This window comes from Massilia niabensis, from assembly GCF_042655085.1.
Taxonomy (GTDB): domain Bacteria; phylum Pseudomonadota; class Gammaproteobacteria; order Burkholderiales; family Burkholderiaceae_D; genus Telluria; species Telluria niabensis.
Map to the genome: position 1 here is coordinate 1 of NZ_JBHSMU010000006.1, position 13,461 is coordinate 13,461.

At 68.2% G+C, this 13,461-nt stretch carries 13 protein-coding genes and 1 riboswitch; all 13 genes read left to right on the forward strand.

Annotated features, from left to right (window positions below; translation table 11 throughout):
• The first annotated feature begins 433 nt into the window (after positions 1 to 433).
• The 13 genes from cobT to ACFPN5_RS06060 all read left to right on the forward strand — a co-directional run bounded on the left by cobT (position 434) and on the right by ACFPN5_RS06060 (position 13,335).
• A complete protein-coding gene (cobT, locus tag ACFPN5_RS06000; protein ID WP_379781141.1) occupies positions 434 to 1,468 on the forward strand; it encodes a nicotinate-nucleotide--dimethylbenzimidazole phosphoribosyltransferase in 1,035 nt (344 codons plus the stop codon).
• A 1-nt stretch (position 1,469) separates the two neighbouring features.
• On the forward strand, positions 1,470 to 2,261 hold the full coding sequence (locus tag ACFPN5_RS06005; RefSeq protein ID WP_379781143.1) for an adenosylcobinamide-GDP ribazoletransferase: 792 nt from the start codon (positions 1,470 to 1,472) through the stop codon (positions 2,259 to 2,261).
• Between the two features lie 2 nt (positions 2,262 to 2,263).
• A complete protein-coding gene (locus tag ACFPN5_RS06010; RefSeq protein ID WP_379781145.1) occupies positions 2,264 to 2,827 on the forward strand; it encodes a histidine phosphatase family protein in 564 nt (187 codons plus the stop codon).
• A 31-nt stretch (positions 2,828 to 2,858) separates the two neighbouring features.
• Positions 2,859 to 3,078, forward strand: a riboswitch (cobalamin riboswitch).
• Positions 3,079 to 3,148: 70 nt separating this feature from the next.
• Complete coding sequence (locus ACFPN5_RS06015; RefSeq protein ID WP_379781147.1) at positions 3,149 to 4,999, forward strand: TonB-dependent receptor domain-containing protein; 1,851 nt, start codon at positions 3,149 to 3,151, stop codon at positions 4,997 to 4,999.
• Between the two features lie 13 nt (positions 5,000 to 5,012).
• Positions 5,013 to 6,038 (forward strand): FecCD family ABC transporter permease, encoded by a 1,026-nt coding sequence (locus tag ACFPN5_RS06020; RefSeq protein WP_379781149.1) that lies wholly within the window; start codon positions 5,013 to 5,015, stop codon positions 6,036 to 6,038.
• A 29-nt stretch (positions 6,039 to 6,067) separates the two neighbouring features.
• Positions 6,068 to 6,694, forward strand: a complete 627-nt coding sequence (gene cobO / locus ACFPN5_RS06025) for a cob(I)yrinic acid a,c-diamide adenosyltransferase (RefSeq protein WP_379781151.1) — start codon at positions 6,068 to 6,070, stop codon at positions 6,692 to 6,694.
• A gap of 35 nt (positions 6,695 to 6,729) precedes the next feature.
• A complete protein-coding gene (locus tag ACFPN5_RS06030; protein ID WP_379781153.1) occupies positions 6,730 to 8,013 on the forward strand; it encodes a cobyrinate a,c-diamide synthase in 1,284 nt (427 codons plus the stop codon).
• Positions 8,010 to 8,570 carry a bifunctional adenosylcobinamide kinase/adenosylcobinamide-phosphate guanylyltransferase gene (gene cobU, locus ACFPN5_RS06035; protein ID WP_379781156.1) on the forward strand — a complete coding sequence of 187 codons (561 nt, stop codon included), beginning with the start codon at positions 8,010 to 8,012 and terminating at the stop codon, positions 8,568 to 8,570. Before ACFPN5_RS06030 ends, cobU begins: the two co-directional genes overlap by 4 nt.
• Complete coding sequence (locus tag ACFPN5_RS06040) at positions 8,564 to 9,511, forward strand: CobD/CbiB family cobalamin biosynthesis protein (protein ID WP_379781158.1); 948 nt, start codon at positions 8,564 to 8,566, stop codon at positions 9,509 to 9,511. Before cobU ends, ACFPN5_RS06040 begins: the two co-directional genes overlap by 7 nt.
• On the forward strand, positions 9,504 to 10,484 hold the full coding sequence (gene cobD, locus ACFPN5_RS06045) for a threonine-phosphate decarboxylase CobD (protein WP_379781160.1): 981 nt from the start codon (positions 9,504 to 9,506) through the stop codon (positions 10,482 to 10,484). The genes ACFPN5_RS06040 and cobD overlap by 8 nt, the downstream gene beginning before the upstream one ends.
• The gene (locus ACFPN5_RS06050) at positions 10,481 to 11,371 is read left to right on the forward strand and encodes a cobalamin-binding protein (RefSeq protein ID WP_379781162.1); all 891 of its coding nucleotides are present in this window, start codon (positions 10,481 to 10,483) and stop codon (positions 11,369 to 11,371) included. The genes cobD and ACFPN5_RS06050 overlap by 4 nt, the downstream gene beginning before the upstream one ends.
• A complete protein-coding gene (locus ACFPN5_RS06055) occupies positions 11,368 to 12,831 on the forward strand; it encodes a cobyric acid synthase (RefSeq protein ID WP_379781165.1) in 1,464 nt (487 codons plus the stop codon). The genes ACFPN5_RS06050 and ACFPN5_RS06055 overlap by 4 nt, the downstream gene beginning before the upstream one ends.
• Before the next feature lie 87 nt (positions 12,832 to 12,918).
• Positions 12,919 to 13,335, forward strand: coding sequence for a DUF2061 domain-containing protein (locus ACFPN5_RS06060; RefSeq protein WP_379781167.1), 417 nt, complete (start codon positions 12,919 to 12,921; stop codon positions 13,333 to 13,335).
• Positions 13,336 to 13,461: the final 126 nt, after the last annotated feature.

The following is a 13,461-nucleotide window of genomic DNA, read 5'->3' on the forward strand; positions in this document are numbered from 1 at the left end:
CCACCCTTATTGCTAAGGGGTCGCTCACTCAAGATACTGACCGTCACCTCATTGCTGAGATAACGCTTAATACTTTTGTGAACATTTGATAATTTAAGTAATCAAGAACCGAAGTTCCTGGCACCTTCATCAAACGCCCACACTTATCGACTGTTAATTTTTAAAGAACTGTATTCGGTATTGCCTTGCTGTGTTCTGCGAATCGTTTTGTTCGTCAGCAGCAGAGGAACGAGAGTATGCAGTGTTTCGTGATACTCGTCAACCTCTTTTTTGCTACACCGCAGATTTCTGCGTCTTCGTTATCAATCCAACTACTTGATTTCGTTGGTGTTTCGCGAAGGAGGCGAACTATACCAAAGCCTTCTGCAGCTTGCAAGGCCTGTCCATGTGCTATCTTTGCCGCCGCCATCACTCTCTATACAGAACAACAACAATGAAAATTCTTGACCTGGTATCGACCACCGACGCCCGACTCTCCCTGGCGCTCGGCGATGCGATCGACAACAAGACCAAACCCCTGGGCAGCCTCGGCCGGCTGGAAGAACTGGCGCGGCAGATCGGCCTGGTCCAGGCAACGACTACGCCCACGATCCTCGACCCGGCGATCCTCGTGTTCGCAGGAGACCATGGCGTGGTCGCGGAAGGCGTGTCTGCTTACCCACAAGAAGTCACCTGGCAAATGGTCGAGAACTTTCTCGCCGGCGGCGCTGCGATCAATGTGTTCGCGCGCCAGAACGCTTGCGCGATCCACGTCGTCGATGCGGGCGTGAATCATGCCTTCGGTGAGCGCGCCGGCCTGATCGACCGCAAGGTCGCCTTCGGCACCCGCAACTTTGCCGTCGAGCCCGCAATGTCGGGGGACGAATGCGCGGGTGCGCTCGAGCGCGGCTTTGCGCTCATGCGCGACCTGCCCGGCAACGTTGTCGGCTTCGGCGAAATGGGGATCGGGAACACGACAGCCGCCGCCGCCCTCATGCACAAGCTCACCGGCGCCCCCGCAGGCCAATGCGTCGGTGCCGGCACCGGCCTGTCGCCCGACGGTGTGCTTCGCAAGCAGAGCGTCATCGAAGCGGCCGTCCGCAAGCACGCCGGCGTGGCCGATCCGCTCGATGTGCTCGCCACGTTCGGCGGCTTCGAGATTGCCATGATGGCCGGCGCCATGCTGGAGGGTGCGCGCATGCGCAAACTGCTCCTGATCGACGGCTTCATCGTCACCAGTGCCCTGCTGGTCGCCGCGCGCCTGCAGCCGGCGATTCTCGACTACTGCGTGTTTGCGCACTGTTCAAGCGAACACGGCCACCGCCTGATGCTGGAACACTTGCATGCGAAACCGCTCCTGCATTTGAACCTGCGCCTTGGCGAAGGGACAGGCAGCGCCTTGTGCCTGCCCCTGCTGCACGCCGCAGTCAATTTTCTGAACCAAATGGCCACTTTCTCCTCGGCCCAGGTCAGCGAGCGGGCAGACTGACATGCAGCAGCTGCGGCTCTTCTTCATCGCGCTGCAATTCTTTACGCGGCTGCCGATTCCGCGCTGGGTCGGGTTCCAGCCCGAGTGGCTGCACCACGCGTCGCGTTACTTTCCCCTCGTCGGTTGCGTGGTGGCGGCGGTCGCCGCGGGCGTATATGCGCTGGCGGCCCTGGCGCTGCCGGCACCGGTCGCCGCCGTCCTCTCCACCGCCGCCTCGATCTACGTCACGGGCGCCTTCCACGAAGACGGTTTTGCCGACACCTGCGACGGCTTCGGCGGCGGCCTCACGCGCGAGCGCGTGCTCGAGATCATGAAGGACTCGCGTGTGGGTGCCTATGGCGCGATCGGCATCGCCTGCATGCTCGGGGCGAAATGCACGGCCCTGGCGATGCTGCCGCCGGCGGCGGCCATCGCTGCCCTGCTCATCGCCCATCCGCTGTCGCGGCTGGCGGCGACGGCGCTGATTTGGCGCATGGACTACGCGCGCGAGCAGGGAAAGTCGAAACCGATGGCGCAGGCGATGAGCACGGGAGAGTTCGGGATTGCCCTGTTGACCGCGCTGCTGCCCGGCGCCCTGCTGGCCGCTGCCGGCATGGTGTCGCCTACCGCCTTCGGCGGCGCCGTACTGGCCGCTGCGCTGGCGACGTGCTGGCTCGCGCGCAAGTTCCAGTCGCGTATCGGCGGCTATACGGGCGACTGCCTCGGGGCCGTCCAGCAACTGGCCGAGGCCGCGATCTACCTCGCCATCCTGGCGTCCCTCGGCCAGGGTGCGATGCGCGGCACTGTCGCCTAGCCATGCGCCTGATCCTCGTGCGCCACCCGCGCCCGGACATCGCCCCTGGCCTGTGCTATGGCCGCAGCGATGTGCCGGTGGCGGCCGGGGAAACTGAACGGGTGTGCCAAAGGCTCCTGACTGCCGGCCTGCCGCGATCGCTGCCGCGCTTGTTGCCAATTTACGCCAGTCCGCTGCGGCGTTGCGCCGGTCTGGCGCATGCCCTGGCCGCGCCGCCAGCTGCGCCCACCTTTGATGTGCGCCTGGCCGAGATGGACTTCGGCGACTGGGAGCTGCGCAGCTGGGATGACATTCCCATCGGCGAAGTCGATGCCTGGGCGGCCGACCTGCTCCGCTACCGGCCGGGCGGCGGCGAATGCGTGCTCGATGTGGCGCGCAGGGTCGATGCCTTCCGCCGCGACCTGCTGGACTCGGGCCATGCGGCAGCCCTCGTCATCTGCCACGCCGGCACCATGCGCCTGCTCCATGCGCTGCATGGCGGAAGGCCGCTGCACGAGGCCGCGCTGGACGCGGCGCGCACACCTCACCACATCGGCTACGGCGAAATGCTTTTACTGCAAAATTGACATCGCCGCGCACTACACCGCGCACTACACCGTATAATGGCGCCGTTTTGGTGCTCGCGCCTGTGTTCACAGGCGCAGTTAAACGGGAAACACGAAGCCCTGCCTCAGGGCCAACGTGTGCTGCCCCCGCAACGGTCAGCAAGTGCCGCGTTCACGCGGCGAACCGTCTCCCCAGACCACTGTGCTTTGCATGGGAAGGTCAGACGGTCACACTTGCCAGCCCGGATACCGGCCAAAAGGTGGAGGTGCGTCCGCATGGATGCGCTTCTGTTCAATCTGGCCTACGGGGACGTGGGCTGGTTGTCCAACCCATAGACCGTCATGAACTTTCACGTAACACGGCAAGCGGCCGTATCGTCGCTCGCCCTTGCCATGGCTGTGCCTTGCGCATTTGCCGACTCCAACCCTGTCGACACCGTCGTCGTCACCGCAACCCGCAGCCCGCAGCGCGCACCGGACGTCATCGCCCAGACCGTCGTCGTCGACGCCAGGGAAATCGCCCGCTCGGGCGCCGGATCGGTCGCCGACGTGCTGCAGCGCCAGCCCGGCATCGAAATCGCCCGCAACGGCGGCGCCGGCGCCAGCACCAGTGTCTTCCTGCGCGGCGCCAACAGCAACCAGGTCGTCGTGCTGCTCGACGGCGTGCGCATCGGCTCCTCCACCAGCGGCGTGGCCAGCTGGAACGCCGTCCCGCTCGAGGCCGTCGACCGCATCGAAATTGTCTACGGCCCGCTGAGCACCCTGTACGGCGCCGACGCCATCGGCGGCGTGATCCAGATCTTCACGCGCAAGGGCGAAGGCACTGCCACCGCCGGCGCATCGCTTGGCGCCGGCAGCGACGCCGCGCGCCAGGCCAGCGCCCACGTCGCGGGCACTGCCGGCACCGTACGCTACGCCTTCGGCGCGGGACACGAACAGTCCGACAGTTTCTCGGCCACCAAACCCGGCGCCTTCGGCTTCAATCCGGACGACGACGGCTACCGCCGCAGCAGCACGCACGGCCGCCTCGCCCTGGCGCTCGCGCCGGGCCACGAGATCGGCGCCCAGGTGCTGCACAGCCGCCTGCGCGCACAGTACGACAGCGGCGCGGGCAGCTTTGACAGCCGCAACCGCCAGGACCTGAACACGGCCGCCGTCTTCATGACCAACCGGTTCCTGCCGAACTGGCACAGCACCGTGCAGCTGGCGCGCTCGGAAGACAAATCAGGGAGCTTTGCGAATGCCAGCGCCAGCGGCGCCAGCCAGATCGACACCCGCCAGGACGACCTGAGCTGGCAAAACACGGTCACCCTCGGGGCCGACACGCTGCAGCTGCTGTACGGCCACCGCAAGGAAGCGGTCGAGTCGAGCTCGAGCGCCGCGCTGGGACGCGAGCGCATCACGAATGCCTATGCGGCGGCTTACGCGCTGCGGCGCGGCGCCCACCTGCTCGACCTGAGCGCGCGCCAGGACCGTTCGAGCTATGGCGACAAGAATACGGGCGCCACCGGCTACGGCTACGACTTCGGCGGCGGCGTGCGCGCCAGCGCCAGCCTCGGCACGAGCTTTCGCGCCCCCACGTTCAACGAGCTGTACTTCCCCGGCTACGGCGTGCCGACCAACCGGCCCGAGCGCGGCCGCAATGCGGAGCTCGGCCTGCGCTACGACGGCGCACGCACCCAGCTGGGCGCGGTCTGGTTCCGCAACCGCCTGACCGACATGATCGTCTCGGCCACGCCCTGCCCGGACAGCAGCAGCGGCCGTACCGGCAGCTGCGCCTACAACGTCGCCTCGGCCACGCTCGAAGGCGTTACCCTGTCGGGCGCCACCCGTCTCGGTGCGCTGCGCCTGCGCGGCAGCGCCGACTGGCAGGACCCGCACGACAATGGCAGCGGCAAGCGGCTGGCGCGCCGGGCGCGCGAACACGCCAGCGTCGGCGCCGACTACCGCGCCGGGCGCCTCGATACTGGCGCCGAGCTGCAGGTGTCGGGCGCACGTTTCGACGACGCGGCCAACCTGCGCCGGCTGGGCGGCTACGCACTGCTGAACCTGTACGCGACCTGGCAGCTCAATGCGGACCTGTCGCTGCTGGCGCGAGTGAACAATGCCGCCGACAAGGAGTATGAACTGGCCCGCAACTACGGCACGGGCGGCCGCAGCTGGTTCGCGGGCCTGCGTTACGGCATCCGCTGAGGCGGCGGCGCCCGTGCGTACTCCGTATCTGCTTGCCCTGCGCCGGCGCGCCGGCCTCGTCACCGGTTCGCTGCTGCTGGTGGCGGCCGCCTGCATGCTGTACTCCAGCATGACCGGATCGATTGCCGTCCCGGTCGCCGAATTGCCGGCGGCGCTGCGCCAGCTGTTGGTGGGCCGTCCGCAGTCGCTGGCCGCCTCGCTGCTGGAGTTGCGCTCCGGGCGCGCCTCGGTCGCTTTCGTGACCGGCGGCGCGCTGGCCCTGGCTGGCGTGCTGATGCAGGCGCTGCTGCGCAACCCGCTGGCCGACCCCTACATCCTCGGCATCTCGGCCGGCGCCTCGGTCGGCGCACTGTCGGCGATGCTGCTGATGGCCGCTGCGGTCACCATCGATGCGGCGGCGCTGGCAGGTGCGGTCACGGTGGCGATGCTGCTGTACGCCCTCGCCCGGCGCGACCTGCGCCACGGCGCCGCCGAGGGCGGCGTGTCGATGCTGCTGCTGACCGGCGTGATCGTCTCGTCGCTGTGCATGGCCATCATTACGCTGATCCTGTCGATCGCGCCCGAGAGTCAACTGCGCAACATGGTGTTCTGGATGATCGGCGACCTGGCCGGCGCCCCGGTGCGGCCGCTGCCATGGATCGTCCTGGCCGGCGCCCTCGTCTTTGCGCTGCGCAACGCACGCGGCATGAACGTCATCGCCCTGCAAGCGGAAGCCGCCGTGACCCTGGGCGTGCGCGTCGGCGCGCTGCGCAAGGGATTGTTCTTCGTCTCCGGCATGCTCACCGCCAGCGCCGTGACCAGTGCCGGCTCGGTCGGCTTCGTCGGGCTGATCGTGCCGCATGCCTGCCGCTTCGCCTTCGGACCGGACCACCGCATCCTGATTCCCGCGGCCGTGCTGGCCGGAGGCAGCTTCCTGGTGCTGTGCGATACGCTCGCGCGCACGGTCGTCGCGCCCCAGCAGCTGCCGGTGGGCGCCGTCACCGCCATCATCGGCGCTCCCGTCTTCCTCTATCAACTGCACCGCATGCGGCGCGCATGAGCCCGCATCCTTCACCACGGAGTCCACACATGACCGACATGACACCCGAACAGACGGCGGCATTGAACGAGCGCCACCGCGTGCGCATGGAGCGCAAGAAAGCCATCATCGACGAACGGATCGCGGCGGCCGACAAGCAGATCGGCATCATCATCGTCAACACGGGCAACGGCAAGGGCAAGAGCTCAAGCGCGTTCGGCATGGTGGCGCGCGCGCTCGGCCACGGCATGCGCGTGGGAGTCGTCCAGTTCATCAAGGGCGCGATGTCGACCGGCGAAGAACTGTTCCTGCGCCGCTTCCCTGATGAAGTCAGCTTCCATGCAATGGGCGAAGGGTATACCTGGGAGACGCAAAACCGCGAACGCGACATGGCCAAGGCTGCCGAGGCCTGGGAGCAGGCCAGGCGCTTCCTTGCCGATCCGTCGATCGGGCTGGTGGTACTCGACGAACTGAACATCGCCCTGAAATACCGCTACCTCGACGTCCATACCGTCATCGGCGACCTGCTCGACCGCCCGGAAATGCAGCACGTGGTTGTCACCGGGCGCGGTGCGCCGCCCGAACTGGTGGCGGTGGCGGACACCGTCACCGAGATGAACGTCGTCAAGCACGCTTTTGCCGCCGGCATCGCCGCGCAGGCGGGAACCGAGTGGTGAGCGGGGCGGCGGGCAGTGCAGGCGCCCGGATAGTCATGGTCGCGGCGGTGGCCTCCGGCCAGGGCAAGACCACCGTTACCGCGGCGCTCGCGCGCAGCCTGGTGCGCGCGGGCCAGCGGGTGCGCGTCTTCAAGTGTGGGCCGGACTTCATTGACCCGATGCTGCTCGAACGCGCTTGCGGGGCGCCCGTGCACACGCTCGACCTGTGGATGGCGGGCCTGGATGAATGCCGGCGCCGCCTGGCCGACGCGGCGCGCGAAGCGGACGTCGTGCTGGTCGAGGGCGTGATGGGCCTGTACGACGGCACGCCGTCGGCCGCCGACCTGGCACGCACATTCGACATTCCCGTGCTGGCCGTGATCGACGCCGCGGCCATGGCGCAGACAGCCGGCGCGGTGGCGCAGGGCCTGCGCGATTACGGCCCCGTCCACCTGGCGGGGGTAGTGGCCAATCGGGTCGCCAGCACCGGCCACGCGCAGATGATCGCCGCCTCGCTACGCGACATCCCGCTGTTCGGGACGCTGCCGCGCCAGCCGGAGGCGCTGCCCGAACGCCATCTCGGCCTCGTCCTGCCGGGCGAGCTCCCGCGGCTCGACGCCTTGCTCGACGAGCTGGCCGATGCCCTGCAGCTGGACGAGCGGGCCTGGCAGGCGTTGCCGCTGCTGTTGCCGCTTTTGTTGCCAAATGCGCTGCCGGCGCCAATCAGCGCGCCGCTGCTGGCCGGGCGCACCATCGCCGTCGCGCGCGATGCCGCCTTCGCTTTCCTGTACCCGGCCAACCTCGATACCTTGCGCGCACTCGGTGCGCAGCTGGCGTTTTTCTCGCCGCTGGCCGACGAGGGGGTGCCCACTGGCGCCGACGCCGTCTACCTGCCGGGCGGCTACCCCGAACTGCATGCCGCGGCGCTGTCCGGCGCCGCCGGCTGGCAGGCGTCGATCGCCGCGGCATTCTCTGCCGGGCTGCCGATCCTGGCCGAGTGCGGCGGCATGATGGCGCTGGCGGACGAACTCACCGACCCCGACGGCCGGCGCTGGCCGATGGCGGGCCTGCTGCCCGGCGTGGTCCGGATGCAGGCGCGCCTCGCCGGCCTCGGTCCGCAGGCGCTGGACACTGAAGCCGGGCCGCTGCGCGGGCACACCTTCCACTACTCGCGCCTCGAGACGCCCCTGGCGCCGGCCGGCCACACGGTGCGCCATCCGGCCGGCACGCCAGGCGAAGCGGTGTACCGCCACGGTTCGCTGACCGCGTCCTACTTCCACGGCTACTTCGCGTCGAATCCGGCAGCGACGGCCGCCCTCTTCACCCCGGTGGCGCCATGAGCTGCACCCTGATCCTGGGCGGCGCCCGCTCCGGCAAAAGCGCGCTGGCCGAGCGCCTGGCGCTCGAGTCGGGCAAGGAAGTGCTTTACCTGGCGACGTCGCGCGCGGGCGACGGTGAAATGCGCGCGCGCATCGCCCACCACCGCGCGCGCCGCCCGGCGCAATGGCGCACCCTGGAAGAGCCCCTGCTGCTGGCGGCATCCCTGCGCAGCGCATGCAGGCCGGGGCGGATCGTCCTGGTCGACTGCCTGACACTGTGGCTGACGAACCTGATGCTGTGCGGCGTGGCCGAGGTGCCGGAGGACGGTAAATTCACGCCGCCCCCCGAGTTCGAGGCGCAGCGCACGGCCTTCCTCGACTTGCTCGCGCAAGGACTGCCGGGGGAGCTGCTGCTGGTCTCGAACGAGGTCGGCATGGGCATCGTGCCGATGGGCGCCCTCGCGCGGCGCTTCGCCGACGAAGCCGGCCTGCTGAACCAGGCAGTGGCGGCGCGCGTGCAGCGCGTCATCCTGGTTGCCGCGGGCCTGCCACTGGTCCTGAAGGGCGCGCCATGCTGACCGGCCTCCACGCGGCGCAACTGGCGTGGCTGCTGTTGGCCGGGGTGACGCTCGACCTGCTGCTGGGGGAAGCGCGCCGCTGGCATCCGCTGGTCGGCTTCGGCCGCGCCGCGCAGGCGCTCGAAGCAAGGCTCAACCGTGGGCAGGCGCGCATCGCGCGCGGCCTGCTTGGCTGGAGCCTGCTGGTGGCGCCGCCTGTTGCGCTGTGCTGGTGGCTGGCCGGGCACTGGGGCATGGCGGTCCACGTCCTGCTGCTGTATTTCGCCCTGGGCCTGCGCAGCCTGCGCGAGCACACGCTACCCATTTTGTCGGCACTGCGCGCCGGCGACCTGCCCCTGGCGCGTACGCTCACCGGGCGCATCGTCAGCCGGGACACCGCCGACGCGAACGCATCGGACCTGGCAAAAGCCGGCGCCGAGTCACTGCTGGAAAACGGCAACGACGCCGTGTTCGGCACGCTGTTCTGGTTCGTGGTCGCGGGTGGTCCGGGCGCGCTGCTGTTCCGCCTGGCGAACACGCTCGATGCCATGTGGGGGTATCGCAACGAGCGCTACAACCTGTTTGGCCGGGTCGCGGCCCGTGCCGACGACCTGCTCAATCTTGTACCGGCGCGCCTGACCGCGCTGTCCTACCTGCTGCTGGCCCCGCGCGGCGGCAGCGTGCGCGCATGGCGCTGCTGGCGCGAGCAGGCACGCTCCTGGGACAGCCCGAATGCGGGGCCGGTGATGGCCAGCGGCGCAGGCGCACTCGGTATCGCCCTCGGCGGTCCGGCGCGTTACGCCGGCCGGCTCGAATCGCGCCCGGCGCTTGGCTGCGGCCCGGACGCAGCGCCGGTCGACATCCTGCGCGCCTGGCGCCTGGTGCTGTTTTCCACCTTCCTGTGGCTGGCGCTGGCCGGCAGTGCGGCCGCGGTGCTGAAGCTCGGAGGAGTCCATGCTTGAACATGGCGGCAACCTGCGCGCCGCGAGGCAGCGCTACGGCCGCGACGACTGGCTCGACCTGTCGACCGGCATCAATCCGTGGGGCTACCAAGTTCCGGCACTGGCAGCCGATGCCTGGCATCGGCTGCCCGAACCCAACCCGGCGCTGGTGCGGGCGGCCTGCGCCTATTACGGCGCGCCGCTTTTGCTGCCTGTCGCCGGAACCCAGGCCGCGATCCAGGCCCTGCCGCGCCTGCGCCCGCCCGCGCGTGTGACGGTGGCTGCGCCCTCTTACGCCGAGCATGCGCACCACTGGGGCAAGCACGGGCACAGCTTGCGCGAAGTGCCGTATGCGGCCTTGGGCACTGCGATCGCGACCAGCGATGTGGTGGTGGTCTGCAACCCGAACAATCCGACCGGCGCCGCCATTGCGCCGGCGCAGCTGCTGGCGTGGGCCGACGAGCTGGGCCGGCGCGGAGGCTGGCTCGTGGTCGACGAGGCATTCGGCGACACGCTGCCTGGCCCGGGCGTGGCAGCATACTCGGCGCAGCCCGGCCTGGTCGTGCTGCGCTCGGTCGGCAAGTTCTTCGGCCTGGCCGGATTGCGACTCGGCTTCGTGGGGGCGCATCCTGCCTTGCTGGGCGACCTGGCCGAGCTGCTCGGCCCCTGGGCCGTGAGCGGCCCGGCCCAGGACATTGCGCTGGCCGCGCTCGAAGACCACGCCTGGCAGCACGCAATGCGGGCGCGGCTCCAGGCGGCCGGGCAGCGCTTGCGCTTGCAGCTGGCGGCCTACCGCATCGACGCCGGCGGCACCGACCTGTTCCACTGGTGGCCCGAGCCCAGGCCGGAAGCCTTCCATGACCACCTGGCGCAGCACGGCATCTGGTGCCGGCTGTTTACGCAAGCGGCACGCGGGATCCGGCTCGGCCTGCCGGCGGACGAAGAAGCATGGCAGCGCCTTGTGCGCGCACTCGATGAATGGAGCGAAAAATGAAACGATGGATACTGGTTGCCGCCCTGGCAAGCACCGAGGCGGCTTTGGCAACGGGAGCGGCAGCGGCGCCGCCCGTGACGGTGCGCGACGATGCCGGCAAGGCCGTCACGCTCGACAAGCCGGCCATGCGCGTGATCTCGATGGCGCCCCACGTGACCGAACTGCTGTTCGCGGCCGGCGGCGGCGCGCGCATCGTCGGCGCCGTGAACTACAGCGATTATCCGGAAGCGGCCAAGCGCATTGCGCGCATCGGTTCGAACCGCCAGGTGGATATCGAGCGCGTCATGGCACTCAAACCCGACCTGATCGTGGCCTGGATGCACGGCAGTTCCGAACGCCAGATCGAGATGGTTCGCCAGCTCGGCATTCCGGTGTACCAGAGCGATCCGCAAACGCTCGAAGGGATTCCGGAAAGCGTGCTGCGCCTGGCGCAGCTGATGGGTACCGAAGCGGCGGCACGGCCGGTCGCTGCGCAACTGAGCCGGGAACTGGCCGCGCTGCGCAGCCGCTACGCGGGCCGTCCGGTGGTGCGTGCGTTCTACCAGGTATGGGACAAGCCCCTGTACACCCTCAACGGCAAGCACATCGTCACCGACGCGCTGCGCCTGTGCGGCGGCGAGAACATCTTCCACCCGCTCCCCGTCACCGCCCCCGTGGTGACGGTCGAAAGCGTGCTGCAGGCCGACCCGGAAGCCGTTTTCGGCACCGCGGAAAAGAACTACGGCGGCGTGAACATGTGGCGCCAATACCCGACGATGACGGCGGTGCGCAACGATAACCTGTTTACGGTCGACGGCAACCTGCTCAACCGCGCCGGGCCGCGCATGATCGCGGGCGCTGCGGCGATGTGCGAAAAGCTCGAGCAGGCGCGGCGGCACCGCAAATGAAGCGCGTCCCTTTCCAGACCCTGATGGTGCAGGGAACGACGTCCGACGCCGGCAAAAGCACGGTGGTGGCCGCCCTGTGCCGCCTGCTCAGGCGCGAAGGTGTGCGCGTCGCCCCGTTCAAGCCGCAAAACATGGCGCTCAACAGCGCGGTCACGCCGGGCGGGGGCGAAATCGGGCGCGCGCAGGCGCTGCAGGCGATCGCGGCCGGCATCGAAGCGCATACCGACATGAACCCGGTGCTGCTCAAGCCCTCAAGCGATACCGGCGCCCAGGTGATCATCCATGGCCGCGCCCGCACGGAAATGAACGCGCGCGATTATCACCAGTACAAACCAGTCGCGATGGCGGCCGTGCTGGAATCGCACGCTCGCCTGTGCGCGCAGTACGAGTGCGTCGTCGTCGAAGGCGCAGGCAGCCCGGCCGAAATCAACCTGCGCGATCGCGACATCGCCAACATGGGCTTTGCCGAAGCGGTCGACTGCCCGGTGATCCTCGTGGCAGACATCGACCGCGGCGGCGTGTTCGCCCACATCGTCGGCACCCTGGCCTGCCTGTCGCCAAGCGAGCGTGCGCGCATTCTCGGTTTCGTCATCAACCGCTTCCGCGGCGATATCACATTGCTCGAACCCGGCCTTGACTGGCTCGAGCGGGAGACCGGCAAACCGGTGCTGGCGGTGCTGCCCTACCTGCACGGCCTCTACCTGGACGCGGAAGACGCGGTGCAGCCGGTGCAGGCCGGGCGCGGGCGCTTTCGCATCGTGGTGCCGAGCCTGCCGCGCATGAGCAATCACACCGACTTCGACGCGTTGCGGATGCATCCGGAGGTCGACCTGCGCTTCGTGCGCGAGGGCGAAGCGATTCCCGCAGCCGACCTGGTCATCCTCCCCGGCAGCAAGAACACGCGCGGCGACCTGGCCTGGCTGCGCGCGCAGGCCTGGCCGGAGGCGATTGCCCGGCACCTGCGCTATGGCGGCAAGCTGCTCGGGATCTGCGGCGGGTTCCAGATGCTGGGACATTCGGTGAGCGACCCGCATGGCGTCGAAGGAAGCGCCGGCGAGTCCGCAGGGCTCGGGCTCCTCGACCTTGCAACCGTCATGTCGACCCAAAAGCAGCTGCGCCAGGTAACGGGCACCTGCGCTTTCGATGACGCAGGCGCCAGGGTCGAGGGCTACGAAATCCACATGGGGCAGTCGCAGGGCCTTGCGCTTGCGCTGCCGGCCATGCGTATCGGCGAGCGGGACGAAGGGGCTTGCTCGGCGGACGGCCAGGTCATGGGAACCTATCTGCACGGCTTGTTCGACCATCGGGATGCCTGTGCAGCGTTGTTGCGCTGGGCAGGCCTCATGAGCGAACACCGGATCGATACGGCCGCCCTGCGCGAGGCCAGCCTGGACCGGATCGCCGATGCTGCACAGCCGCTATTCGAGCGCCTATGCGAGTTCGCGCCATCCAATAGCTAATATCTATTGCTTAATTAAGATCAATTCATTTTACCGATAAGATGAGAATGACTATCATTTGAACCTCATCGATAACAGGAGCAGCAGATGGTCAGCGTAGCGAAACGACTCAGCCAGGTAGCGATCCACATGGGTATCGCCTATGCGATCGCGTACGCGATGACAGGGTCGCCAATGTTCAGCGGCCTGGCCGTGCTGGTCGAGCCGATGATCAACGTGCTGCTGCTACCGTTCCACCAGGCCGCGTGGGAGAAGCGGCGACGCAAGGCAAGCGATTCACGGTCGCGTTACGTGACAGTCGCCGCCGAGAAGCTCAGCCAGACGGGCCTGCATGCGGGTGTCGCCTTCGCTGTGATGTATGTGGCGACTGGATCGGCCGCGATGGGCGGTATCGCGGCCCTGCTCGAGCCGGTGTGTAATGTGCTTGTGCTGCCGCTGCACGATCGCCTGTGGGACAGCCTGGAGCGCGGCGGGCGCGCGAGCTTGCAGTGGAGCGGCGCCTGACTTTGCCGCAGAGGCAGGGAATACAGACGAAAAAAAACCCACTGAGATCACTCAGTGGGTTATTTCCTTATAACTAGCCTGACGATAACCTACTTTCACACTGGTTGCAGCACTATCATCGGCGCA